The 24568-nt window shown below is 73.6% G+C and carries 20 protein-coding genes; 8 read left to right on the plus strand and 12 right to left on the minus strand.

The annotated features are described in order from the left end of the window. Window positions 1-8 precede the first annotated feature (8 nt). Both FXF52_RS07970 and FXF52_RS07975 read left to right on the plus strand, forming a co-directional pair. Window positions 9-602, plus strand: coding sequence for a TetR/AcrR family transcriptional regulator (locus tag FXF52_RS07970; RefSeq protein ID WP_148794947.1), 594 nt, complete (start codon window positions 9-11; stop codon window positions 600-602). Between the two features lie 89 nt (window positions 603-691). Beyond that, window positions 692-4180, plus strand: a complete 3489-nt coding sequence (locus tag FXF52_RS07975) for an ABC transporter ATP-binding protein/permease (protein WP_148794949.1) — start codon at window positions 692-694, stop codon at window positions 4178-4180. A gap of 72 nt (window positions 4181-4252) precedes the next feature. Here the strand turns inward: FXF52_RS07975 and FXF52_RS07980 are convergent, their stop codons facing one another. From FXF52_RS07980 to FXF52_RS08025, 10 genes are all read right to left on the minus strand, one after another. After that, on the minus strand, window positions 4253-5320 hold the full coding sequence (locus FXF52_RS07980; protein ID WP_148794951.1) for an NADH:flavin oxidoreductase/NADH oxidase: 1068 nt from the start codon (window positions 5318-5320) through the stop codon (window positions 4253-4255). A 62-nt stretch (window positions 5321-5382) separates the two neighbouring features. After that, window positions 5383-6675, minus strand: coding sequence for a dicarboxylate/amino acid:cation symporter (locus tag FXF52_RS07985; protein WP_187413389.1), 1293 nt, complete (start codon window positions 6673-6675; stop codon window positions 5383-5385). A gap of 215 nt (window positions 6676-6890) precedes the next feature. Beyond that, a complete protein-coding gene (locus FXF52_RS07990; RefSeq protein ID WP_148794955.1) occupies window positions 6891-8306 on the minus strand; it encodes an FAD-binding oxidoreductase in 1416 nt (471 codons plus the stop codon). Continuing rightward, complete coding sequence (mqo, locus tag FXF52_RS07995) at window positions 8303-9820, minus strand: malate dehydrogenase (quinone) (RefSeq protein WP_148794957.1); 1518 nt, start codon at window positions 9818-9820, stop codon at window positions 8303-8305. Before mqo ends, FXF52_RS07990 begins: the two co-directional genes overlap by 4 nt. 98 nt (window positions 9821-9918) lie before the next feature. Next, entirely contained in the window at window positions 9919-10851 is a 933-nt protein-coding gene (locus FXF52_RS08000) for an AEC family transporter (RefSeq protein WP_148794959.1), read from the minus strand. 96 nt (window positions 10852-10947) lie between these two features. After that, window positions 10948-12462, minus strand: a complete 1515-nt coding sequence (locus tag FXF52_RS08005; RefSeq protein WP_148794961.1) for an aldehyde dehydrogenase (NADP(+)) — start codon at window positions 12460-12462, stop codon at window positions 10948-10950. Window positions 12463-12485: 23 nt separating this feature from the next. Further along, complete coding sequence (locus FXF52_RS08010) at window positions 12486-13637, minus strand: mandelate racemase/muconate lactonizing enzyme family protein (protein ID WP_148794963.1); 1152 nt, start codon at window positions 13635-13637, stop codon at window positions 12486-12488. Between the two features lie 31 nt (window positions 13638-13668). Continuing rightward, entirely contained in the window at window positions 13669-15000 is a 1332-nt protein-coding gene (locus FXF52_RS08015; RefSeq protein WP_148794965.1) for an enolase C-terminal domain-like protein, read from the minus strand. 28 nt (window positions 15001-15028) lie between these two features. Beyond that, window positions 15029-16015, minus strand: coding sequence for a 5-dehydro-4-deoxyglucarate dehydratase (gene kdgD, locus FXF52_RS08020; RefSeq protein WP_222870446.1), 987 nt, complete (start codon window positions 16013-16015; stop codon window positions 15029-15031). Between the two features lie 63 nt (window positions 16016-16078). Further along, on the minus strand, window positions 16079-16972 hold the full coding sequence (locus FXF52_RS08025) for a LysR family transcriptional regulator (protein ID WP_148794967.1): 894 nt from the start codon (window positions 16970-16972) through the stop codon (window positions 16079-16081). 139 nt (window positions 16973-17111) lie between these two features. Here FXF52_RS08025 and FXF52_RS08030 point away from each other — a divergent pair, with 139 nt between their 5' ends. Genes FXF52_RS08030 through FXF52_RS08045 form a run of 4 tightly spaced genes read left to right on the plus strand, consistent with a single transcriptional unit; the run spans window position 17112 to window position 20630 of the window. Further along, the gene (locus FXF52_RS08030) at window positions 17112-18119 is read left to right on the plus strand and encodes a tripartite tricarboxylate transporter substrate binding protein (RefSeq protein WP_148794969.1); all 1008 of its coding nucleotides are present in this window, start codon (window positions 17112-17114) and stop codon (window positions 18117-18119) included. Next, window positions 18116-18706, plus strand: coding sequence for a tripartite tricarboxylate transporter TctB family protein (locus tag FXF52_RS08035; protein ID WP_148794970.1), 591 nt, complete (start codon window positions 18116-18118; stop codon window positions 18704-18706). The genes FXF52_RS08030 and FXF52_RS08035 overlap by 4 nt, the downstream gene beginning before the upstream one ends. A gap of 8 nt (window positions 18707-18714) precedes the next feature. Continuing rightward, entirely contained in the window at window positions 18715-20244 is a 1530-nt protein-coding gene (locus FXF52_RS08040) for a tripartite tricarboxylate transporter permease (RefSeq protein WP_148794972.1), read from the plus strand. Then, entirely contained in the window at window positions 20241-20630 is a 390-nt protein-coding gene (locus FXF52_RS08045; RefSeq protein WP_148794975.1) for a universal stress protein, read from the plus strand. The genes FXF52_RS08040 and FXF52_RS08045 overlap by 4 nt, the downstream gene beginning before the upstream one ends. Window positions 20631-20656: 26 nt before the next feature. On the opposite strand, the gene FXF52_RS08050 is transcribed toward FXF52_RS08045, so the two are convergent. Next, on the minus strand, window positions 20657-21301 hold the full coding sequence (locus FXF52_RS08050; protein WP_255471805.1) for a DUF998 domain-containing protein: 645 nt from the start codon (window positions 21299-21301) through the stop codon (window positions 20657-20659). Continuing rightward, window positions 21294-22259, minus strand: coding sequence for a glutathione S-transferase family protein (locus FXF52_RS08055; RefSeq protein ID WP_148794977.1), 966 nt, complete (start codon window positions 22257-22259; stop codon window positions 21294-21296). The genes FXF52_RS08050 and FXF52_RS08055 overlap by 8 nt, the downstream gene beginning before the upstream one ends. 106 nt (window positions 22260-22365) lie before the next feature. Here FXF52_RS08055 and pcaF point away from each other — a divergent pair, with 106 nt between their 5' ends. Then, the gene (pcaF, locus tag FXF52_RS08060) at window positions 22366-23571 is read left to right on the plus strand and encodes a 3-oxoadipyl-CoA thiolase (RefSeq protein ID WP_148794979.1); all 1206 of its coding nucleotides are present in this window, start codon (window positions 22366-22368) and stop codon (window positions 23569-23571) included. Window positions 23572-23748: 177 nt separating this feature from the next. Continuing rightward, window positions 23749-24567 carry an SAM-dependent methyltransferase gene (locus tag FXF52_RS08065; RefSeq protein ID WP_148794981.1) on the plus strand — a complete coding sequence of 273 codons (819 nt, stop codon included), beginning with the start codon at window positions 23749-23751 and terminating at the stop codon, window positions 24565-24567. Window position 24568 lies beyond the last annotated feature (1 nt).

The raw sequence follows: 24568 nt of genomic DNA on the forward strand, positions 1-24568 counted from the left end.
GAGGGCGAGTGACGGACGGACGGTCGCGCCGGCGGGGGGACACCCGCCAGCGCCTCTTCGTGGCGGCGGTGGAGCTCATCGCCGAGCAGGGCTTCTCCGCCACCACCGTGGACGACATCGCCGCCCGGGCCGGGGTGGCGAAGGGGACCGTCTACTACAACTTCGAGTCCAAGACGGTCCTCTTCGAGGAGTTGCTGCGGCACGGCATCGGCCTGCTCACCGCCGACTTCCGCGCCGCGGTCGACGGGCTGCCGCCCCGCGAGGCGCTCGCCGCGCTGGTCCGCGCCGAGCTGGAGTACATCCGCCGTTACCGGGCCTTCGCCCAGCTCCTGCTCTCCGAGATGTGGCGCACCAACCGGGAGTGGCAGCAGACCCTGCGGCTGCTGCGCGGCGAGGCGATCGAGGTGATCGCGGAGACCGTACGGGCCGGCGTGGCCAGCGGTGACCTGCCCGCCGACCTGGACGTGCGGACGGCCAGCTCGGCGCTGTTCGGGGTGGGTCTGGTGGTGGCCGTGGACTGGCTGGTCTTCCAGCCCGACCGCCCGATCGAGGACGTGCAGGAGGCCCTGCTGGGCATCGTCCGCCGGGTCGCCCAGACGTGACCGGCCGCCCGTAAATGGTTTGAGCCGGCCGGGCCGGACAGGAAGGCTGGAGTCACCGCCCCCACCGACCCGAGTCCGGAGGACTGTCCATGCGCCTGCTCCGTGACCTCTGGGCCACCGCACCACGTCGGATGGCGGTCGTCCTCCTGCTCATCGTGCTCGGCGCCGGCGGTCAGGCGGCCGCGTCCGCCCTGGCCGGGCCGGTGCTGGTGCACCGGTCGGTCGGCTGGTTCACCGCCCTGGCCGTGGCGCTGGTCGCCGTCGTGGTCAGCGACCTGCTCATCGGGCTGCTGATGGCCGGGCTCACCGCGGACTGGTCCGCCGACGTGCGGCGGCGGCTGTGCCGGGTGGCGCTCGGGCAGGACCTGCCCACCCTGGAGACCACCCCCGTCGGCGAGCTGCTCGACCGCATCGACAACGACGTCTACCAGGTGGCCTCCGAGATGCGGAACACCGGCGTACGCCTGGCGCAGGGGCTCGGCGTCTGCCTGCTCGCCACGGTCAGCGCGCTGGTCGTCTGGTGGCCGGCCGGCGTCGGGATGATCGTGCTGACCGTGCTGCTCGGCGTGGTGCTGCGCCGCCCCACCAGCCGGATCGCCCCGGCCCGGATGGCCGAGGAGGAGGCCTGGTCCGACCTCGCCGCCGTGATGGAGGAGGCGGTGCACGGCCAGGACGACGTGCGGACCAGCCTCGCCCGGCCGTACGTGCTGCGCCTCTACGCCCGCCGGGCCGCCGAGGTGATCGCCCGGGGCGGCCGGGTGTTCCGGATGTCCGCCCAGGTCACCGCGCTCGCCGCCGGCGGCATCCGGGCCGGCATCGCCGCCGTGGTGCTCGCCGGGGCGTGGGCGCTCGCCACCGACCGGGTCGACGGCGCCCGGCTCACCGCGATCTGGCTGCTCGCCCTCGCCTTCGGCGCGACCGTCGAGCACATCGCCCGCTGGGTGCCGCACCTGCAGTACGCGCTCGGCGCCTGGGCCCGGGTGCAGCTGCTCTCCACCGCCGCGCAGGAGCCCGCCGGCGGTCTCGCCCCGGTCGACGGGGACCTGACCGTCCGCGGGCTCACCTTCCGTTACCCCGCCGTCGGGGACGAGCGGGGGCCGGCGCTGCGCGACATCCGGCTCACCTTCGCCCGCGGCCGGTCGTACGCCCTGGTCGGGCGGACCGGGTCGGGCAAGTCGACGTTGGCAAAGGTGCTCACCCGGGCCGTGGACGTGCCGCGCGGCAGCGTGTTCCTCGGCGACACCGACCTGGTCGACCTGGACGTCGAGGCGCTGCGCCGGTGGATCGCGGTGGTGCCGCAGCGCACCGAGATCCTGGCCGGCACCCTCGCCGAGAATGTGGCCCTGTTCGACCCGGCCCTGCTCGACGACGCCACCCGGGCACTGGAGGAGCTGGGCCTGGCCGGCTGGATCGCCGAACTCCCCGACGGGGTGCACACCCGGCTGGGTGAGGGTGGGCAGGCGCTCTCCGCCGGGCAGGAGCAGCTCGTGGCGTTCGCCCGGATCCTGGTCCGGGACCCGCAGGTGGTGATCCTCGACGAGGCCACCGCCCGGCTCGACCCGGTCACCGAGACCCGGGTACGCCAGGCCACCGAACGGCTGCTCGCCGGCCGGATCGGCATCGTCATCGCGCACCGGCTCTCCTCGGTGCGCCGCTGCGACGAGGTCGTGGTGATGGGCGACGGTGCCGTGCTGGAGGCCGGCCCGCTGCGCGAGTCCGCCCGCTTCGCCGAGCTGCTCGCCACCAGCCACGCCAGCGCGTACGCGGGGACCGGTGGTCGCCGCGGCGGGGTGGAGCTGCTCGACGGACCGGATGACGGGTGGGTCGCCGAGCCGGCCGACCAGGTCGCCGTGCCGCGGCAGGTCGCCGCGCCGCGTACCGAACCGCCGCCGCTGCCCGCCCCGCCGCCCGCGCGGACGCTGCGGGAGATCCTGCGGCTGGGCACCAACGACCCCCGGTACGGCCTGGTCTCCATCGGACTGTTCGTCGTGCTGACCCTGCTCGGGCTGGACGGCTCGGTGCTGCCCTGGCTCTGGGCCGAGGTGATCGCCGGGGGAGACCCCTGGCTGCCGGCGTTGGGCATCGTGGCCGCGCTGCTGCTCGTCCTGCCGCTGCCGTACCTGACCAACCTCTGGTTCCCGCAGTGGTGGATCCGGCAGATGCTGCGGATCAGCCTGCGCCTGGTGCACGGGCAGACCGGTGCCCGCCGGGTCAGCAAGCACACCCCCGCCGAGGTGGTCGCCCAGGGCGGCGACACCGAGCGGGTGGTGCAGCTCGCCGACAACCTGATGGACCAGTTCATCTCGCTGGCCATCGTGATCACCATGACCCTGGTGACGGGCAGCTTCGTGCCGGGGCTGTTTTTCCTCGGGACGATGGTGGTCTCCGGGCTGGCGGCGACGCTGTTCGCGCCCCGGCTGGAACGCACGGCCGGCGGCACCGTCAAGGCCCGGGCCGCGTTCGCCACCGCGCTGGTCTCCTCGCTCTCCGCCGCCCGTACGGTGAAGCTCGCCGGCGCCACCGGGCCGGTGCTGGACCATCTCGCGGCGCTGGACACCGTCCGCAGCGACCGGCAACGCCGGGAGATCGCCATGCAGGTGTGGGCCCGGTCCACCCCGTCGATGGCCAGCGGGCTGCTGCCGATCGGGGCGTGGGCGCTCTACCTGGCCGGTGGGCTCTCCGCCGGAGCGACCCTGGTGGCGGTCTCCACCCTGGGGGCGGCCCGCTGGTTCGCCTGGACCACCGCGTCGCTGGTCTCGCACTACCCGTCGGCGCGGGTGTGGACCCGGCGGACCGTGGCGATGACCGGGGTCGGCACGTACTCCGCGGCGGTGCCGGGGGTGGACCTGGCCGCCGGGACCGCCCCGGCGCCGGAGCCGCCGCCCCGGCATCCGTTGCGCCGGCTGGAGCTCGCCGGGTTCGGCGCGCTGCACTCCGACGGCGCCCTCGCCGTCCGGGACGTCGACCTCACCGTCGACCGGGGGCAGCTGGTGCTGGTGGTCGGGCCGGTCGGCTCTGGCAAGTCGTCGCTGCTGCGGGCCCTGGCCGGGATCGTCCACCACACCGGCACGCTGCGCTGGAACGGCGAGCCGGTGACCGAGCCGGAGCTGTTCCTCCGTCCCAACCAGGTCGGGTACGTCGGGCAGCTGCCCCGGGTGCTCTCCGGCACCGTGGCCGACAACATCGCGCTCGGGCACCAGGTGGACGCCGCCGAGGCGGTGTCGACCGCCCAGCTCGACCACGACCTGGCCGCCGCCGGGGGCGGGCTCGGGCTGCTCATCGGGCACAAGGGCACCCGGCTCTCCGGCGGGCAGCTCCAGCGGCTGGCGCTGGCCCGGGCGCTGGCGCCGCGTACCGAGCTGCTGGTCGCCGACGACGTGTCGTCCGCCCTGGACGTCACCACCGAGCTGGCGCTCTGGGCGGCGCTGCGGGAGCACGGGGTGACCGTGGTCGGCTCGACCGCCAAACGCGCCGCGCTGGTCCGGGCCGACCACGTCGTGGTGCTGGTCGACGGGGCGGTGGTGGCGCAGGGGTCGTGGCGCGACCTGGAGAACGACTGGGGGCACCTGGCCGGCTGACCGGCACCCGATGCCCGATGTGGCGGTATCCCGGCGCCGGGATACCGCCACATCGGCGAAATAGGAGTGGGGTCAGAAGGCGCGGGTGTACTGGTTCGGCCAGTCGGGGGTGGCGCCGAGCTTGGCGGCGGCGCGGCGCGTCCAGTACGGGTCACGCAGCAGCTCCCGGCCGAGCAGCACCAGGTCGGCCTCGCCGCCGGCGACGATCTGCTCGGCCTGCTCCGGCTCGACGATCAGGCCGACCGCGCCGGTCGGCACGCCCGCGTCGCGGCGGATCCGGGCGGCCAGGGGCACCTGGTAGCCCGGGCCGACCGGGATGCTCGCCCCGGCCGAGGCGCCCCCGGAGGAGGCGTCCACCAGGTCCACGCCGGCGGCGGCCAGCTCGCCGGCGAGCACCACGCTGTCCTCGACGGTCCACCCGCCGTCCACCCAGTCCGTGGCGGAGATCCGGGTGAGCACCGGCACCGCCTCGCCGACGGTGGCGCGGACCGCCCGGGCCACCTCCAGGGTGAGCCGCATCCGGCCCGCCCGGTCGCCGCCGTACGCGTCGTTCCGGTGGTTGGTCAGCGGGGAGAGGAACTCGTGCAGCAGGTAGCCGTGCGCGGCGTGGATCTCCACGGCGCGGAAGCCGGCGTCCAGCGCCCGCCCGGCGGCGACGGCGAACGCCTCGACCACCCGGGCGATGCCGGCCCGGTCGAGCGCGGTCGGCCGCCGGTAGTCGGGCAGGAACGGCTCGTCGCCGGGGCCGACCGGCGTCCAGCCGCCCTCGGCGTCCGGCACGCCGCCCCGGTGGCCGGCCCACGGCCGGTACGTCGACGCCTTGAACCCGGCGTGCGCCAGCTGCACGGCCGGCACCGCCCCCTGCGCGGTGAGGAACGCGGTGACCGGCCGCCACGCGTCGACGTGCGCGCCGGACCAGAGCCCGGTGTCCTGGGGGCTGATCCGACCCTCGGGCACCACGGCGGTGGCCTCGGTGATGATCAGCCCGGCCCCGCCGACGGCGCGGGAACCGAGGTGGACGCGGTGCCAGTCGGTGGGCAGGCCGTCCGGGCCGGCGCTGTACTGGCACATCGGGGCCATGGCGACCCGGTTGGGCAGGGTGACGCCGCGCAGGGCGAGCGGGGTGAACAGGGCACTCATGCGGGTGATCCTCCTCGGATACGACGAAGGAGGGCCCGGGGGCCCTCCTTCGTGCGACGTGCTCAGGCGGGGACGGGGGCGAGCCGTTCGGCGGGCCGGTCCGTCTCGTCCGCGTCCACGAGGTCCCGCTTGCCGGCCGAGTCGTACGCCGTCCGGTCGAGGGTGCCCTCGCGGGCGGCCACGATGGTCGGCACGAGCGCCTGGCCGGCCACGTTGGTGGCGGTGCGGATCATGTCCAGGATCGGGTCGATGGCCAGCAGCAGGCCGGCGCCGGCCAGCGGCAGGCCCAGCGTGCTCAGGGTCAGGGTGAGCATGACGATCGCACCGGTCAGACCCGCCGTGGCGGCCGAGCCGACCACCGAGACGAAGGCGATCAGCAGGTAGTCGGTGACGCCCAGGTGCACCCCGAACACCTGCGCCACGAAGATCGCGGCCAGGGCCGGGTAGATGGCCGCGCAGCCGTCCATCTTCGTGGTGGCGCCGAACGGCACCGCGAAGGAGGCGTACTCGCGGGGGACGCCGAGCCGCTCGACCGAGCGCTGGGTCACCGGCATGGTGCCCACCGAGGAGCGGGAGACGAAGGCCAGCTCGATGGCGGGCCAGGCGCCGGCGAAGAAGCGCAGCGGGTTGAGCCGGCCGGCGGCCACCAGCAGCAGCGGGTAGACCACGAAGAGCACGATCGCGCAGCCGACGTAGACGGCGGTGGTGAACTTGGCGAGCGGGGCCAGCAGGTCCCAGCCGTACGAGGCGACGGCGTTGCCGATCAGGCCGAGCGTGCCGATCGGGGCGAGCCGGATGACCCACCAGAGCGCCTTCTGCACGATGGCGAGCACCGAGCGGTTGAGCGCCACGAACGGCTCGGCGGCCTCACCGATCAGCAGGGCGGCGGCGCCGACCACCAGGGCGAGGAAGACGATCTGGAGGACGTTGCCCTCGACGAACGCGCCGACCGGGTTGGTCGGGACGATGCCGGTGAGGAAGTCGGTCCAGGAGCCGGTCTTCTTCGGCGCGGCGGCGCCGGCCAGGTCGAGGGTGACCCCCTTGCCCGGGTCGGTGAGCAGGCCGAGGCCGATGCCGAGGCTCACCGCGATCAGTGCGGTGATGCCGAACCAGAGCAGGGTCTTCAGCGCCAGCCGGGCGGCGTTGGCCACGCCGCGCAGGCTGACCACGCTGACCACGATGGCGGTGAAGACCAGCGGGGGCACGGCCAGCTTGAGGAGCTGGACGAAGAGGTGGCCGACGGTGTCGAGGGTGCTGGTCAGCCAGGCGAGGTCGTTGGCGCGGGCGAGGAAGCCGAGCGCCACGCCGAGCACGAGGCCGAGCAGGATCTGCACGGAGAAAGGGAACTTGCGCAGGGCGGAGGCCATGAGGATGCGTCCAAGGTCTGGGAGAGGGCGGTCGGGGGCAGCGTCAGGAACGAGGCTGCGCCGGACAGATGCCGCTGGCCTGCCGTCGGAGGTCGACGTACAGGCGCACGGTCAGGTGCCAGACGTTGGTCATCGCCCGCCGACGCTACTCCCCGCCCAGCCAACGGCGGAAGGATCGACGAGAGTGATGCTCCTTACAGCCGTCAGCCCGGCAGCACCTTCCCGGGATTCATCAGCCCGCGCGGGTCGAACAGCCGCTTGAGCCCCCGCATCAGCTCCAGCTCGTGGCCGTCCTTGTAGTCGGCGATGATCTCCCGCTTCGCCTGCCCGAGCCCGTGCTCGGCGCTGATGCTCCCGTCGAACGCGCCGGCCGAGTCGTAGATGACGCGGGCGAGGGTCGCGGCGCGCGCCCGGAACTCGGCGTCGTCGCTGCCCTCGGGTTTGCTGAGGTTGTAGTGCAGGTTGCCGTCGCCGATGTGGCCGTACGTCACGATCCGGATGCCCGGGACGGCCTCCTCGAGTGCCCGGTCGGTGCGGGCCACGAACGCCGGGATGCGGCTGACCGGCACGCTGACGTCGTGCTTGAGGCTGGGGCCCTCGTGGTTCTGCGCCTCCGAGATGCCCTCGCGCAGCGCCCACAGGGCGGCGGCCTGCGCCGGGCCGGCGGCGACGACGCCGTCCACCACCACACCCTTCTCGAACGCCTCGCCCAGCGCCGACTCGATCACCTCGTCGAGGCCGGCGGCGGGCAGCGTGTCGCTGAGCTCCACCAGCGCGTACCAGGGCTGGCGGTCGCCGAGCGGGTCACGCGCGCCCGTCACGTGGCGCAGCACGAACTCCACACTCTGCCGGGACATGATCTCAAAGCCGGTCAGCCGGTCGCCGGCCAATTCCCGGAGCACCCCGATCAGCTCGACCGCCGCCTGCGGGTTCGGCAGGGCCACCCAGGCCGTCGCGCGGCTGCGGACCGCGGGAAAGAGCTTCAGCACGGCTGCGGTGATCACGCCGAGCGTGCCCTCCGAGCCGATGAACAGCTGCTTGAGGTCGTAGCCGGTGTTGTCCTTCCGCAGTCCGCGCAGCCCGTTCCAGATCCGCCCGTCCGGGAGCACGACCTCCAGCCCGAGGGTCAGGTCGCGCATCGTCCCGTAGCGGAGCACGCCGGTCCCGCCGGCGTTGGTCGCGAGGTTGCCGCCGATCGTGCAGCTTCCCTCCGCGCCCAGCGAGAGCGGGAAGAGTTGGCCGGCGGCGGCAGCGGCCTCCTGCACCGACCGCAGGACCGCGCCGGCCTCCACCGTGATGGTCTGGTTGGCAACGTCGAGGTCGCGGACGCGCCGCATCCGGGTCAGGGAGAGCACCACCTGACGGCCGGAGCGGTCCGGGACCGCCCCGCCGCACAGCCCCGTGTTGCCGCCCTGCGGGACCACCGCGACGCCCGCCTCGGCGCACCGCGCGACGACCGCGGCCACCTCCTCCGTCCGGCCCGGCCGCACGACCGCCGCGGCGGTGCCCGCGTACGCGGCCCGCCAGTCGCTGACGTAGCCGGCCAGGTCGGCCGGGTCGGTGAGCACGGCGGCGGGCCCGACCACCTGCCGCAGCCGGCCGATGAGGTCCGCGGTCACGAGTGCTTCGCCCCCGTCGTGGTCACCGGCACCGGGCCGAGCACCCGGCGGGCGCGGGCCAGGGTGTCGCCGAGCCGGTCGGGGTCGAGCTGCCGCACCGTCTCGGTGGACGGGGCGAGCCGCTCCAGCCGTGGTCCCCACTCCGGCATCCGTTCGGGAAAGCTCGCGGCGAGCACGTCGAGCATGGTCGACGCGGCGGTCGAGGCGCCGGGCGAGGCGCCGAGCAGGGCTGCCAGGGAGCCACCTGCCGAGGTGACGATCTCGGTGCCGAAGCCCACCATCGTGCCGCGACCGCCGGTCTTCTTGAGAATCTGCACCCGCTGACCGGCGGTCAGCAGCGTCCAGTCGTCGGCCCGCGCGGACGGCACGAACTGGCGTAGCGCGGCGGTCCGGGCGGCCGCCGACTGGGTGACCTGGCGGACGAGGTAGGCCACCAGCGAGCGGTTGTCCCGGGCGGCGGCCAGCAGCACCGCGAGGTTGCCAGGCCGGACCGAGCGCGGCAGGTCGGTCCACCGGCCGCGGGTGAGGAAGCGGGGGGAGAAGGCCGCGAACGGTCCGAAGAGCAGGCTCTCCCGCCCGTCCACGACGCGCAGGTCCAGGTGCGGCACCGAGATCGGCGGGGCGCCCGGCGCGGCGTGCCCGTACGCCTTGCCCCGGTGGGCGGCCACGAGCTCGGGCCGGTCGGTACGCAGGAACCGGCCACTGATCGGGAAGGCGCCGTACCGCCGGATCTCCGGGATCCGGGCCGACTGCAGCAGCGGCAGGGTCCCGCCCCCGGCCCCGACGAAGACGTACGGCGTCCGCAGCCGCCGGCGGTGCCCCGTCCGGCGGTCGCGGACCTGCACCAGCCAGGTGTTCCCGTGCCCGCGTAGGGACCTGACCTCCTGGCCGGTGCGTACGGTGCCGCCGCGTTCCCGCAGGGCCGACAGGAGTTGCCGGGTGAGGACGCCGAAGTCGACATCCGTGCCCTGTGTCGAGCGGGTGGCCGCCACGGGTTCGTCCCCGGTCCGGCCCCGGCATATCAGCGGCAGCCAGGCGGCGAGAGCGTCGGGGTCCTCGGTGAACTCGAGGTCGGCGAAGAGCGGATGGTCCCGCAGGGCCTCCCACCGGGCCCGCAGGTACGCCACGCCGGCCGCGCCGCGGCCGAAGCCCAGGTGCGGGACCGAGCGGACGAACGCCGCGGGCGGTCCGAGCACCCCCCGCTCCACCAGACGCGACCAGAACACCAGGGAGGAGACGAACTGCTCGCCGATCCGTACCGCGCTCGACGCGTCCACCGTGCCGTCGGGACGGCGGGGCGTGTAGTTGAACTCGCAGAGCCCTGCGTGGCCCGTGCCGGCGTTGTGCCAGGCGCTCGAACTCTCGAGGCCGGCCTCGTCGAGCCGCTCGACGACCGCGATCCGCCAGTCCGGCTGCACCTCGCTCAGCAGCACGCCCAGGGTGGCGCTCATGATCCCGCCGCCAACGAGGACGGCGTCCCAGTCCTCGTCCGAGCCGCTCCTCGACACGATCATGCCGCCACGCTAGAAGCCCGCGACGATGCCTGTCCAAGTCCACCCGGGCATGGGTGAATACCTTCGCGGAATCGCGCTCCGAACCCGCGGGATGGCGATCAGGTGCCGCCCAGCAGCACGGCGAGCCCGACGAGCACGGGCACGGACAGGACGGTGGTGAGCAGCACGGTGTCCCGGGCCAGCAGGGTGTCCCGGTCGTAGGACGAGGCGTAGACGAAGACGTTCTGCGCGGTCGGCAGGGCCGAGGTGACCGTGACCGCCAGCAACGCCACCCCCGAGAGGCCGGCGGCCCACCGACCGAGGGCGTAGGCCAGCGCCGGCTGGGCGAGGGTCTTCAGCGCCACGGCCAGCCACACCCGCGATGCCCCGTCGCCGGACGCGGGACGTGGTGCCCCGTGCAGGCTCATCCCGTACGCCAGCAACGCGGCGGGCACTGCGAGGGCGGCGGTGAGCTCGATCGGCTGGAGCACCAGCGGCGGCAGCTTCAGGCCGGTGGCCGCGACGAGCACACCCAGGCCGCAACCCACCACGACCGGCGTACGGAGCGGCTGGGTGAGCAGCCGCCAGCGGGCTGGGGCGTCGCCTGCCGGCTGGGAGCCGGCCAGGACGGCCAGCCCGATGGGTGCCATGACCAGCACCTGGAACAGCAGCACCGGGGCCACGAACGACGCGTCCCCGAGGACGTAGGCCGCGATGGGTACGCCCAGGTTGCCCGCGTTGACGTAGCCCGAGGCGAGGCCGCCGACCGCCAGCGCGGCCGGCGCCGACCGCCAGCGCCACCGGGCCAGCGCCGCGTACAGCAGCGCGCTGAGCAGCGCGCTGCCGGCGGTGGCGACGAGGGCGGCCGACACGAGCTCCGCCGGATCGGCCTTCGCCAGCGTGAGCAGCAGCAGTGCGGGCGTCGCCACGAAGTAGGACAACCGCGACAGCACGCCGCCGGCGCCGGGGCCCAGGATGCCGGCTCGGCCGACGATCCAGCCGACGGCGATCACCGCGACCAGGGCGGCGAAGCCGCCGATGACGGCGTTCACCCGGCGGTGTGCGCGGCCGTGCCGCTCATGCCGCGGCGGATCCGGCGTCCGCCGGCCGCCCCGCGGCGGCCGGCGGTGCGACGGCGGTCCGGATGGTCATCGGGGCAGCTCGAGAACGCCGTCGACCCGCCGCGGGATGGCGCGGTAGTCGTCGGCGAGCTCGGGCGGGAGCAGGTCGGCGGGGGCCCCCTGCCAGGTGACCGGGCGCAGGAACCGCCGGATCGCCGTGGTGCCCACGGAGGTGTGCTGGGTGTTGGTCGACGGCCACGGCCCACCGTGGTGCTGGGCCCAGGAAACGGCCACGCCGGTCGGGTAGGCGTCGTAGATCAGCCGACCGGCCCGCGGGCGCACCTGCTCGGAGACCGCCAGGGGCAGCTCCGTCTCGCCCTGGCCGCGCAGCACGGTCGCGGTCAGCGACGAGGGCATCCCGTCCAGCGCGGCGAACAGCTCGGCCGGACCGTCGTAGCGGGCCACCACCGACACCGGCCCGAAGCACTCCTCGGTGACCTGCGGCGGCAGCCCCCGCGCCGACGTCGCCAGCAGCAGGGGCGCCGCCTCGAAGCCGGCACCCTCCGGCTCCGCACCGCGGGCCAGCACCGTGACGCCGGGCGCCGCGGCGAGGCCGCCGGCGATCCGGTCGTACGCGGCGGCGATGCCCTCGTTGAGCAACACCGGAGCGCCGCTCGCCCGGACCGCCTCCGCCATGGCGTCGACCACCGCGTCGCCGTCCGGGCCGGCCGGCACGAACACCAGGCCGGGCTTGGTGCAGAACTGGCCGCCGCCGAGGGTGAAGGAGCCGACGAGTTCGCCGCCGATCGCCGACCCCCGCTCCGCGGCCGCCTGCGGCGTCACGACGACGGGGTTGAGGCTGCTGAGCTCACCGAAGAACGGCACCGGGTCGGGCCGCCGCTCGATGATCTGCAGCAGCGCCCGCCCGCCGGTGACCGAACCGGTGAAGCCCACGGCCCGGATCGCCGGGTGCGCGACGAGGTCCGCACCGGCCTGCACGCCGTGGACCAGGCCCAGCGTGCCGTCGGGTGCGCCGGCCTTGCCGGCGGCGGTCGCCAGGATGTCGAACACCAGCTGCGACGTGGCGGGGTGGGAACCATGCGCCTTGACGACCACCGGGCAGCCGGCCGCGAGCGCCGAGGCGGTGTCGCCGCCGGGCACGGAGAAGGCCAGCGGGAAGTTGCTGGCGCCGAAGACCGCGACCGGGCCGATCGGGACGAGCATCCGGCGCAGGTCGGGGCGGGGACCCATCGGGGTGTCGCCGGCGTGGTCGATCGTCGCCTCGAGGTAGCTGCCCTCGTCCAGCACCTCGGCGAACAGGCGCAGCTGGTAGCAGGTGCGGGTGAGCTCGCCGGTCAGCCGGGTCGGGCCGAGCGCCGTCTCCCGGTCGGCGACGGCGACGACGTCCTCGCGCCGGGCCTCGAGCGCGTCGGCGAGGGTACGCAGCAGCGCCGCCCGCCCGCTGCGGCCGAGCGCCTCCAGGCCGGGGGCGGCGGCGAGGGCGGCCGCGCAGAGCCGGTCCACCTCGGCGGTGGTCGTCTCCTGGGCGACGACCTCGACCGCCTGGCCGGTCCGGGGGTCGATGCTGACGACGTCGGACATGCGGATTACCTCCAAGGTGTGGTTCAGCGGGCGGCGGTGACGTGGACCCGGTCCACGGTCCAGGCGCGGGCCTGCTCGCTCAGCGTGACGCCCAGGCCCGGCCGGTCGGAAAGGTACATGCGCCCGCCGCGCGTCTCCAGGCGCTCGTTGAACAGCGGGTACAGCCAGTCGAAGTGCTCCACCCACGGCTCGTGCGGGTAGGCGGCCGCCAGGTGCACGTGGATCTCCATGGCGAAGTGCGGCGCCAGTTGCAGGTTGCTGTGGTCGGCCAGCGTGGCGAGCTTGAGGAACTGGGTGATGCCGCCGATGCGGGGGGCGTCGGGCTGGAGGATGTCCACCGCGCCGGCGCGGATCAGCTCGTAGTGCTCCGCGACGCTGGTCAGCATCTCGCCGGTGGCCACCGCGGTGTCCAGCGACCGGGCGAGCTGGGCGTGCCCCTCGGCGTCGTACGCGTCCAGCGGCTCCTCGATCCACACCAGCCCGAACTCCTCCAGCGCCCGGCCGACCCGCATGGCGGTTGGCCGGTCCCACTGCTGGTTGGCGTCGACCATGAACGGCACGGCCTCGCCGAGGTGTTCCCGGACGGCGCGGACCCGGCGCAGGTCCTCCGCCGAGTCGGGCTGGCCCACCTTGATCTTGATGCCGCCGACGCCCGACTCCAGGGTCCGCGTCGCATTCTCCAGCACCTGCTCGATCGGCTCGTGCAGGAAGCCCCCGGAGGTGTTGTAGCAGCGGACCGAGTCGCGGTGGGCGCCCAGCAGCTTGGCCAGCGGCAGCCCGGCCCGCTTCGCCTTGAGGTCCCAGAGCGCGACGTCGATCGCGGCCAGCGCCTGGGTGGCCGCGCCGCTGCGCCCGACCGAGGCGCCGGCCCAGACGAGCTTGGTCCAGAGCCGGCCGATGTCGCTGGGGTCCTCACCGATCAGGTCGGGGGCGACCTCCCGGGCGTGCGCGAACTGGGCCGGCCCGCCGGCCCGCTTGGAGTAGCTGAAGCCGACGCCCTCGAAGCCGGCCTCGGTGCGGATCTCGGCGAAGAGGAACGCCACCTCCGTCATCGGCCGCTGCCGGCCGGTGAGCACCTTCGCGTCGCTGATTCCGGTGGGCAGCGGCAGGGTGACCGACGAGAGGGTCACCGACTCGATCCGGTCGAGCACGGCGGAAGGGTTGGCGCTGGTCATGTCTCTCCTTGCTCGGGCGTCAGGGCGGTCGTCAGCGGACCAGGCAGGGGCGCTTGGGGTCGAACGCCCAGCCGGGGACGAGGTACTTCATCGCGACCGCGTCGTCGCGGGCGCCGAGGCCGTGCGCCAGGTACAGCTCGTGCGCGGCCGCCAGGGCGTCGCGGTCCAGCTCGATCCCCAGTCCGGGCGCGGTGGGCACGGCGATCCGCCCGTCCCGGATGCGCAGCGGCGCCCGGGTGAGCGACTGCCCGTCCTGCCAGATCCAGTGCGTGTCGAGGGCGGTGATGTCGCCGGGGGCGGCCGCGCCCACGTGGGTGAACATCGCCAGCGAGATGTCGAAGTGGTTGTTGGAGTGCGAGCCCCAGGTGAGGCCGAACTCGTGGCACAGCTGGGCGACCCGGACCGAGCCGCGCATCGTCCAGAAGTGCGGATCGGCCAGGGGAATGTCGACCGCGTTCGACCGGACCGCGTGGGCCAGCTGGCGCCAGTCGGTGGCGATCATGTTGGTGGCCGTCGGCAGGCCGGTGCGCCGCCGGAACTCCGCCATCACCTCGCGACCGGAGAATCCGCCCTCGGCGCCGACCGGATCCTCCGCGTACGCCAGCACACCGTGCAGGTCGCGGCAGAGCTCGACGGCCTCGGCCAGCAGCCAGCCGCCGTTCGGATCGAGCGTGATGCGGGCGTCCGGGAACCGCGCGGCGAGGGCGCGGACCGCGGCGACTTCCTGCTCGCCGGCCAGCACGCCGCCCTTGAGCTTGAAGTCGGTGAACCCGTAGCGGGCGCGCGCCGCCTCGGCCAGCGCCACGATCGCGTCGGGGGTCAGCGCCGGTTCCCGGCGTAGCCGTTCCCAGTCGTCGGCGGGGTCGGGTTCGGCGAGGTAGGGCAGGTCGGTGCAGCGGCGGTCACCGACGTAGAAGAGGTAGCCGAGCATCGGCACGGCGTCGCGTTGCTGCCCGTCGCCGAGCAGCTCCGCGACGGGCACGCCGAGGTGCTGGCCGAGCAGGTCCAGCAGCGCGGACTCCAGCGCGGTCACCGCGTGGACCGTGGTCCGCAGGTCGAAGGTCTGCAGCCCGCGCCCGCCGGCGTCGCGGTCGGCGAACGCGTCGCCGACCGCGCGCAGCAGCCGGGCGTACCGGGAGATCGGCTGCCCGACCAGCAACGGGCCGGCCTCCTCGATGGTGCGGCGGATCGCCTCGCCGCCGGGCACCTCGCCGACACCGATCCGGCCCTCGCTGTCCGTGACGATGGCGATGTTGCGGGTGAAGAAGGGCCCGTGCGCGCCGCTGAGGTTGAGCAGCATGCTGTCGTGCCCCGCGACGGGCACCGCCTCGACACGGGCCACGGTCGGGGTGCGGCCGGTCATCGCCATCCTCTCGGTGTCGGTGAGCTGGTCAGGAGATCTTCTCGATCAGGGTGGTCAGCTCGGCGAGCTCGGTCTCGGTCAGGTCGGCCAGCGGGGGCCGGACCGGGCCGCCGTCGCGGCCGACCGCGGTCAGGCCGGCCTTGATGATGGAGACGGCGTACCCCTTGGCCCGGTCCCGGATGTCCAGATAGGGGATCACGAAGTCGGTGAGCATCCGGTAGACCGCCGGCCGGTCCTGGGCGCGGACGGCCGCGTAGAACCGGAGCGCGAACTCGGGCAGGAAGTTGTACAGCGCCGAGGAGTAGGTGCTCACCCCGAGTTGCAGCAGCGGCAGGGCGAACGTCTCGGCCGTCGGCAGCCCGCCGATGTAGATGAGCCGGTCGCCGACCCGGGCGTACGTGCGGGTCATCCGCTCGATGTCGCCGATGCCGTCCTTGAGCCCGATCAGGTTCGGGTTGCGGTCGGCGATCTCGGCGACGGTGGCGTCGGTGAGCACCGCGTTCGCCCGGCTGTAGACGATGACGCCCAGGTCGGTCGCGCGGCACACGGCGCTGATGTGCTCGACCAAGCCGTGCTGGCTGGCCTCGGTGAGGTACGGCGGGAACAGCAGCACGCCGTCGGCGCCGGCGGCCTGGGCGGCCTGTGCCTGGGCGACGGAGAGGGCGGTGCCGCCGGTCGCTGGCGCGATGACCGGGACCTTGCCCGCCACCTCGTCGACGGCGGCCCGGACGACCCGGTCCAGCTCGGCGGAGGTGAGCGAGAAGCCCTCGCCGGTGCCGCCCGCGGCGAACAGGCCGGCGACGTCGAAGCTCGCCTGCCAGGCCAGGTGCTCGCGGTACCGGGCCTCGTCGAACTGCAGGTCGGCGTCGAAGTGGGTGACGGGGAAGGAGAGCAGGCCCGACTTCAGGCGGTCAGCGAGAGCGTCCGGGGATAGCAGCGTCACGGTGATCGTGTCCTTGGGTCCAGCGGGTCCGCGCCGCAGCCGATCAAGGGCGCGGACGGTGGTCGGGGTCACCGTAGGAACCGTTGACGATGCATGTCCAAGAGTACTTCCGCATCGAGCGATGCCCGGGAGGTATCAAGAGTCGCCGGCCCGCCGCTCCAGCACCTCGAGCGCCCGCCACAGGGCGGGGTTCTTCGATTCCCTGGCCCACAGCAGGTGGAGCTCCGCCGGCTTGGGCGTGGGTGTCTCCAGCCGGACGAACGCCACCCCGTCGATGGGCAGCCGCGCGGCGGACTCGGGGACGAAGGCGACGCCACGACCGGCCGCCACGAGCCAGAGCATGGTCAGCACCTGACTCACCGTGTGCACGGTGTTCTCCGCGGCGATGGGTACCACGCCTGCGACCAGGTCGTAGAAGTACTTCGCCCTGGTCGGCGAATGCATGACCACCGGCTCGCCCGCCAGGTCCGCGGCCGTCGCCGGCCGGCCCAGCTCCAGCAGCCGATGGCCCACCGGAGCGGCGACGAGCAGCGCCTCCCGGTGCAGCAGCCGCGAGCCGAAGGCCTCCTCGTCGAAGGGTGGGCGGGCCAGTCCGAGGTCGACCTCCTCCTTGAGCAGGCCGGCGACCTGCTCGCGGGTCACCATCTCGGCCAGCTCGACGGCGACGTCGGGCAGCTCGCGGCTCAGCTCGTTGAGCAGTTCGCCGAGGACCCCGTACGCCGAGGCGGCGGTGAACCCGATCCGGATCATCCCGCTGGCCCCGGACGACACCCGTCTGGCCAGCTCGGGAGCGGTGTCGGCGAGAATGAGCAGTCGGCGGGCCTCGACCAGGAACGCCGCGCCGGCCGCGGTGAGGGTGACCCGCCGGTTGTCCCGCTCCAGCAGCTGGGCGCCCACGATCCGCTCCAGCTTCTGGATCTGCCGACTCAAGGGGGGCTGCGTCATCTGCAGCCGGGCGGCCGCGCGACCGAAGTGCAGCTCCTCGGCCACCGTTACGAAGCCGCGAAGTTGCTCCAACGTAAAGGCCATGTCAAGAAGGTATCAATTGATGCTCCATTGGATTTGGACAGGCATGAGCCCACGTTCCTAGGCTCCGGTCATTCAGGCGTCCGTGACCCCACTCACAGCGCCCACCGATGAAACATGGCTGTGCTAAGAGGAGAACCACATGACGATCAAGCGCGTGCGCCGGTGGGCGACGGCGGGTGCCGGGTTCGCCCTGGCCCTCTCGCTCGCCGCCTGCGGCGGCAATGTCGGCGGCGGCGGCTCCGACGACGCAAAGTTCCCGGGGAAGTCCCCGATCACCATCCTGGTCGGGCAGGACCCGGGCGGCAGCACCGACCTCATCGCGCGGGCGCTCGCCGACAAGGTCTCCAACGACCTCGGCGTCCCGGTGACCGTCGAGAACAAGCCCGGCGCCAACGGCGGCCTGGCCGCCAAGGAGTTGGCCGGCAAGAAGGCCGACGGGCACACCCTGATGGTCTACAACGGCAGCCTCGCCTACATCACGCCGCTGGCCGTCGCCGCGGGCCAGGCACCCGACATGGCCGACTACGACATCGTCACCGGCATCAGCCAGGACGACTACGTGATGGTCACGGCCGCCAAGTCCGGCTTCAAGACCGTCGACGACCTGGCCAAGGCCGGCCGCCCGATCACCTTCGGCACCACCGGCGTCGGCACCGGCAGCCAGCTGTCGCAGGAGCTGCTGTTCCGCCAGGCGAACATTCCGGCCAAGGCCGTTCCCTTCAAGGGCGGGTCGCCCACCCTCACCGCGGTGCTCGGCGGCCAGGTGGACGTCGGCTCGGTCCAGCTGGGCGAGGCCATCGAGCAGGTCAAGGCCGGCAAGCTCACCCCGATCGTGACGTTCGCCGAGAAGCGCCCGACGTACCTGCCCGACACCCCGACCGCGGTGGAGGCCGGCCACGACGTGCCCGTGCAGCAGTCGCGGGCGATCTTCGCCCCGAAGGGCACGCCGAAGGAGGTCATCGATGCCCTGCGCGCCTCGTTCCAGAAGGCGTTCCAGGCCGATGCCTACAAGAAGTTCAACGAGGACAACCTGCTCACCCCCAACGAGGTGGACGGCGAGGAACTGCGCAAGCAGTGGACCGCGAACCTGGACAAGTACCGCGCTGTCGTCCAGAAGTACAACATCCAGCTCGGCGAGGCGAAGTGAGTTCGGTCCACCACGGAACACCGGGCAGCCCCGGCGGCGACACCGCCGCCGGGGCCACCCCCCGGGGCGGTGATTCCGCCGGCGAGGAGCTCAGCCTCGAGGAGGCGATCCACCGCGTCGAGGAAGCCGAGCACGAGGGCCGTCCGCCCGCGGCCGGGACGCTCAGCAACACCCTGACCGCCGCGGCGGTCGTGGCGCTCGGCATCGCCGCGCTCATCGGCTCCAGCAGACTCGGCCTCGGGACCGCTCGCAGCCCCGAGGCCGGCACCTGGCCGCTACTGGTCAGCGGCGCGCTCGTCCTGCTGGGCCTGGGCCTGCTCGCCACGGCCCGGCGCACCACTGACGCCGAGCGGTTCTCCCGGGCCAGCCTGCTGGTCCTCGGCGGCCTGGCCACCATGGTCGTCTTCGTCGCGGTCATCAGCGTGATCGGCTTCGAGATCCCGGCCGCCCTGCTCGCCTTCGTCTGGCTGCGGGTCCTGGGCCGGGAGGGCTGGCGCACCTCGATCCTCACGAGCCTGGGTGTGGTGGTCGCCTTCTATCTCCTGTTCGTGGCGGCCTTCTCGGTCCCCATCCCGCACCTGTTCTAGGAGGGTCCGTGGATTTCGCCCCGGTGCTCCACGGCTTCGGCGTCGTACTGGAGCCGACCAACCTGCTCTACTGCCTGATCGGCGTCGTCATCGGCATGCTGATCGGCGTCCTGCCCGGCCTCGGCCCAGCAGCGACCATCGCGATCCTGCTGCCGGTCACCTTCGGCATCGAGCCGGTGACCGCGGTGATCATGCTCGCCGGCATCTTCTACGGCGCCCAGTACGGCGGCACCATCACCTCCGTCCTTCTGCGGCTCCCCGGCGAGGCGTCCTCCGTGGTGACCGTCTTTGACGGCCACGCGATGGCCCGCCAGGGCCGGGCCGGCACCGCACTCGGCATCGCCGCCATCGGCTCCTTCGTCGGCGGCACCGTCTCGATCATCGCCCTGACCCTCGTCGCCCCCCTGGTGGCGGGCTTCGCCCTGGACTTCGGCCCGCCCGAGTACACGGCCCTGGCCCTGCTCGGCATTCTGCTGGTCGCCACGATCAGCAGCGGCGGACGCCTCAAGGCGGTCATCGCCGCGTGCGTCGGCCTGCTGCTCGCCACCGTCGGCCAGGACGGCTTCACGGGCGCCGAGCGGTTCACCTTCGACAACCTGTCGCTGGCCGACGGCCTGGATTTCGTCCCGATCGCCATGGGACTCTTCGGCCTCGGCGAGATCCTCTACAACCTCGAGGAACGCCATCGGGCCGCGCAGGCCCCGGTCGCCGTGGCAAACGTGTGGCCGTCGCGGGCCGACCTGCGTCAGTCGTCCGGGGCGATCGGCCGTGGCTCCCTGGTGGGCTTCGTGCTGGGCATCCTGCCCGGCGGCGGCGCCACCCTCTCCTCGCTGGCCGCCTACGCGCTTGAGAAGCGCCGCGCCAAGCACCCCGAGCGGTTTGGCAAGGGCGCCGTCGAAGGCGTTGCCGCGCCGGAGACGGCCAACAACGCTGCCGCCACGTCGTCGTTCATCCCACTGCTTACCCTCGGCATCCCGGCCAACGCGACCATGGCGGTGATCTTCGGCGCGCTGCTGATCCAGGGCGTGACCCCCGGCCCGCAGTTGGTCGAGCAGGACCCCGACCTGTTCTGGGGCGTGGTCAACTCGATGTACATCGGCAACATCCTGCTGCTGATCATGAGCATCCCGCTGGTCGGCCTGTTCGTGAAGATCCTCAAGGTGCGGGCCACGATCCTCGCCCCCGTCACGGTATTGATCACGCTGATCGGCGTCTACACGGTGCGAAACAGCGTCTTCGACATTGGTCTGGTGATCGTCTTCGGCGCCCTCGGCTACCTGATGAAGAAGCTCGGCTTCGATCCGGGCCCGCTGGTGCTGGCCTTCGTGCTGGGCTCGCTGCTGGAGGAATCCCTGCGCCGCTCGCTGCTGATCTTCGACGGCGACGCGACCGGCTTCTTCACCCGGCCGATCTCCGGGACCCTGTTCGTCGCGTTCCTGCTCGTGGCCCTGCTGCCGCCGCTGCGCACCGCCCTTCGCCGGCGCCGGCCGGCGGCCGTCCCGTCGGAGACCGCAACTCAGGACAAGGAGCTCGTGTGACCGTCCTCGCCGCCTACCTCCCCACCCCCGAGGGCAACGCCGCCTTCACCGCCGCGCTCGCCGAGGCCGGCCGGCGCCAGGAACGGCTGGTGGTGCTCAACACCCCGCGGGAGGGCGCCCTGGTCAGCGCCGACCTGGCCGACGAGGACACCGTGGCGGCGCTCGTCGAGCGCGCGACTGCCGCCGGGGTCGACGTCGAGTTCCGCCAGGAAGCGCACGCCGGGGACCTCGCCGACGAGGTGGTCCGCGTCGCCGAGGCGGTTGACGCCTCGGTGATCGTGATCGGCCTGCGCCGCCGCTCGCCGGTGGGCAAGCTGATCATGGGCAGCGCGGCGCAGCGCATCCTGCTCGACGCCGACCGGCCCGTGCTCGCCGTCAAGCCCTGACCGCCGACGACCGGACCGGCCTCGAATCAGGCCGGATCCGATCGCGCCGGCACCCCGCCTCGGGCCAGGCCGAGCCGGGCGGCGGTGGCCAGGCCCCAGAGGGCGGCCACCGCCAGCAGCAGCCGCTCCAGCACACCCACCAGGCCGCCCCGCCCCACGGTCAGCATGGCCAGCCCGATCGCCGCGGAGAGCGGCAGGGCCAGCGTCACCCCAACCCCGGCGATCCGGCGCAGCGGCGGGTCCACGACCGGGGCGACGACCAGGGCCAGCATCGCGAAGACCACCGCGGCGGTGGCGGCGATGCTCGCGCCGCCGTGCACCAGGTCCGCCACGGTGGCGGCCTCGAACGGCGGAAGCGGGCAGCCGGCGCTGCACGTCACCGCGCCGGAGAGCACCGTGCCGGCCCCGCCGACGGCGAGCAGCACCGCCGCCGGGCGCAGCGCCGGAGGCAGCGCCGCCGCGAGCAGCAGCAGCGCCGCCGCCAGGGCGAAGACCCCGATCCGGTACGCCCCGGCGTACCCGCTGTCGGTGACGCCGGCCTCGCTGACGTACCCGGTCAGGCCCGGACCGGGACCGGCGACCACGGCGACCGTCACGGCGACCGTGCCGGCCACGATGCAGCCGGCGGCGGCGGACGCGGCGGCGGCCCGGATTACGCCGGGATCAGCCACGCCCGTGCGGCGTGGTCCAGCCGGACAGGTCCGGACCTAGCGGCACGATCCGGGTCGGGTTGATCATTTCGTGGGTGGCGTAGTAGTGCCGCTTGATGTGGTCGAAGTCCACCGTCTCGCCGAAGCCCGGGGTCTGGAACAGGTCTCGCGCGTACGCCCAGAGCACCGGCATCTCGGTGAGCTTCTGCCGGTTGCACTTGAAGTGCCCGTGGTACGCCACGTCGAACCGGACCAGCGTGGTGAACAGCCGCACGTCCGCCTCGGTGATCTGGTCGCCCATCAGGTAGCGACGCCCGGACAGCCGCTCCGACAGCGCGTCCAGCCGGGCGAAGAGCGCCGTGTACGCCTCGTCGTACGCCTGCTGCGAGGTGGCGAAGCCGCACCGGTAGACCCCGTTGTTGACGTCCCGGTGGATCTCCGCCATCAGCGCGTCCATCTCCGGGCGCAGTTCGACCGGGTAGAGGTCCGGCGCGCCCGGCTTGTGGAACCGCCGCCACTCGGTGGAGAAGTCCAGGGTGAGCTGCGGATAGTCGTTGGTGACCACCCGCCCGGTCAGCGTGTCCACCAGCGCCGGCACGGTCACCCGGCCGGTGTAGTCCGGGTCGGTCGCCAGGTACGCGTCGGAGAGGAAGCTGATCCCCAGCACCGGGTCGAAGCCGTCCGGATCGAGCGCGAACCGCCAGCCCCGCTCGTCCCGGATCGGGTCGACCGTGCCCAGCGAGATCACGTCCTCCAGCCCGAGCAGGCTGCGGACGATCCGGGCCCGGTGCGCCCACGGGCAGGCCCGGCACCAGATCAACCGATACCGGCCGGCCTCCAGCGGCCAGCGGTCCTGGTCGTCGGGGCCACCGCCCTCCGGGGAGGTCGAGTGCGGGGTGACCCGACCGGTGAACCGGTTGGGCTGGCGGACGAACTCCCCGCTGCGGGTGCTCTCTGCGCTGAACTGGGCCCGGGCCATGCCGTCAACCTATCCGTTCCGGGCGCGGATATCCTGGCGCCGGGCGTCCCCGGGACCCGGGGGACGCCGCCGCCAGCCCCTTCCCACCCCCGAAGGACGCAGCACCATGACCGTGGCATACCTCGTGACCGGAGTCCGCACCCCGATCGGCCGGTACGCCGGCGCCCTCGCCGGGGTACGCCCCGACGACCTGGCCGCGCACGTGATCCGCGAGTTGGTCGCCCGGCACCCGTCCGTGGACTGGGCCCGCACCGACGACGTGATCCTCGGCTGCGCCAACCAGGCCGGCGAGGACAACCGCAACGTGGCCCGGATGGCGGCGCTGCTCGGCGGGCTGCCCGAGGAGATCCCGGGCAGCACGGTCAACCGGCTCTGCGGCTCCGGCCTGGACGCCCTCGCCACCGCCGCCCGCGCGATCGTCGCCGGGGAGGCCGACCTGGTGGTCGCCGGCGGGGTGGAGAGCATGAGCCGGGCGCCCTTCGTCATGCCGAAGGCGGCCACCCCATTCTCCCGCACCGCCGAGGTGTACGACACCACCATCGGCTGGCGGCTGGTCAACCCGCTGATGAAGCAGGGCTGGGGGATCGACTCGATGCCGGAGACGGCGGAGAACGTGGCCGCCGAGTTCGGCATCGACCGCGCGGCGCAGGACGAGTTCGCCCTGCGCTCCCAGCAGCGCGCCGCCAAGGCGCAGGCCGACGGCCGGCTGGCCGAGGAGATCGTGCCGGTGACCGTTCCGGCCGGCCGGCGCGAGACGAAGCTGGTCGAGGTCGACGAGCACCCCCGGGAGACCTCGCTGGAGAAGCTCGCCGCGCTGCCCACCCCGTTCCGCGAGGGCGGCACGGTCACCGCCGGCAACTCGTCCGGCGTCAACGACGGCGCGGTGGCCCTGCTGGTCGCCTCCGAGGCCGCCGTCTCCCGCTACGGTCTCACCCCGCTGGCCCGGGTGACCGGCGCGGCGGCGGCCGGCGTGCCGCCCCGGATCATGGGCATCGGTCCGGTCCCGGCCACCCGCAAGCTGCTCGACCGGCAGGGCCTGCGCCTGGCCGACGTCGACGTGATCGAGCTGAACGAGGCGTTCGCCGCCCAGTCCGTGGCGGTGCTGCGCGAACTGGGGCTGCCGGAGGACGCCGAGCACGTCAACCCGAACGGCGGCGCCATCGCCCTCGGCCACCCGCTGGGCGCCAGCGGCGCCCGGCTGGCGCTCACCGCCGCGCTGGAACTGCGCCGCCGGGGCGGCCGGCGAGCCCTCGCCACCATGTGCATCGGCGTCGGGCAGGGCATCTCGCTGCTGCTGGAGTCGGCGGCCTGACCGGGCCTCGCGGGCCGGGCGGCACACCGTCGTACGGCCCGCGGGCGTCGACAGTGGATCTCCCGTACCTGGTGGGCCGCGCCTAGAGTGGTCAGGACAACACGTTCCGCGGGTCGGCCGGTGTCCCTTCCGCACCGGGCGGCCCCGCCTACGCGGCGACGACCTGGGGGCCGAGCGATGCAGACACCGGACGGACTTCCCGCCGAGATCGACCTGACCCGGCCCAGCGCGGCCCGGGTCTACGACTACTTCCTCGGCGGCGCGCACAACTTCGAGATCGACCGGCAACTCGCCGAGCAGATCGCCAGCCTGACGCCGCACCTGCCGGCCACCATGCGCGCGGGCCGGGAGTTCCTGCGCCGGGCGGTCCGGGTGCTGCTCGACGCCGGCATCGACCAGTTCCTCGACATCGGCTCGGGCATCCCCACCGTCGGCAACGTGCACGAGGTCGCCCAGGCGGCCAACCCCGAGGCCCGGATCGTCTACGTCGACATCGACCCGGTCGCCGTGGCGCACAGCCAGGAGTTGCTGGCCGGCAACGACCGGGCGGTCGCCATCCTGGCCGACCTGCGCGACCCGAAGCTGATCCTGGACGAGGCCCGGTCCAGTGGGCTGATCGACCTCGACCGTCCGCTCGGCATCCTGCTCGCCGGGGTGGTCCACTTCATCCCCGACGCCGACCGGCCCGCCGACATCCTGGCCACCCTCCGGGCCGCCGCCGCGCCCGGCAGCTACCTGGTCATCTCGCACTCCACCTACGAGGACCAGCCGCAGGAGATGCTCGACGCGCAGCGGCTGTCGGCGCGTACCGCCACCGAGATCACGCTCCGCTCCCGGGCCGAGGTGACCGGCTTCTTCGGCGACTGGACCGTGCTGGAGCCGGGCGTGGTGCACATGCCGCTGTGGCGGCCCGACTCGCCGTCCGACGTGGACGAGCGCCCCGAGCGGTTCGGGGCGTTCGGTGGCGTCGCCCGGTACGACCGGCCAGCCGGCTGAG

Source organism: Micromonospora sp. MP36, from assembly GCF_008119785.1.
Lineage (GTDB): Bacteria > Actinomycetota > Actinomycetes > Mycobacteriales > Micromonosporaceae > Micromonospora.

Bases quoted from the DNA above. Each gene is read 5' to 3' on its own strand.
- FXF52_RS07975 (WP_148794949.1), top strand. From the start codon at position 692: ATGCGCCTGCTCCGTGACCTCTGGGCCACCGCACCACGTCGGATGGCG.
- FXF52_RS07980 (WP_148794951.1), bottom strand. From the start codon at position 5,320: ATGAGTGCCCTGTTCACCCCGCTCGCCCTGCGCGGCGTCACCCTGCCC.
- mqo (WP_148794957.1), bottom strand. From the start codon at position 9,820: ATGATCGTGTCGAGGAGCGGCTCGGACGAGGACTGGGACGCCGTCCTC.
- FXF52_RS08005 (WP_148794961.1), bottom strand. From the start codon at position 12,462: ATGTCCGACGTCGTCAGCATCGACCCCCGGACCGGCCAGGCGGTCGAG.
- FXF52_RS08010 (WP_148794963.1), bottom strand. From the start codon at position 13,637: ATGACCAGCGCCAACCCTTCCGCCGTGCTCGACCGGATCGAGTCGGTG.
- FXF52_RS08015 (WP_148794965.1), bottom strand. From the start codon at position 15,000: ATGACCGGCCGCACCCCGACCGTGGCCCGTGTCGAGGCGGTGCCCGTC.
- FXF52_RS08025 (WP_148794967.1), bottom strand. From the start codon at position 16,972: ATGGCCTTTACGTTGGAGCAACTTCGCGGCTTCGTAACGGTGGCCGAG.
- FXF52_RS08030 (WP_148794969.1), top strand. From the start codon at position 17,112: ATGACGATCAAGCGCGTGCGCCGGTGGGCGACGGCGGGTGCCGGGTTC.
- FXF52_RS08055 (WP_148794977.1), bottom strand. From the start codon at position 22,259: ATGGCCCGGGCCCAGTTCAGCGCAGAGAGCACCCGCAGCGGGGAGTTC.
- pcaF (WP_148794979.1), top strand. From the start codon at position 22,366: ATGACCGTGGCATACCTCGTGACCGGAGTCCGCACCCCGATCGGCCGG.
- FXF52_RS08065 (WP_148794981.1), top strand. From the start codon at position 23,749: ATGCAGACACCGGACGGACTTCCCGCCGAGATCGACCTGACCCGGCCC.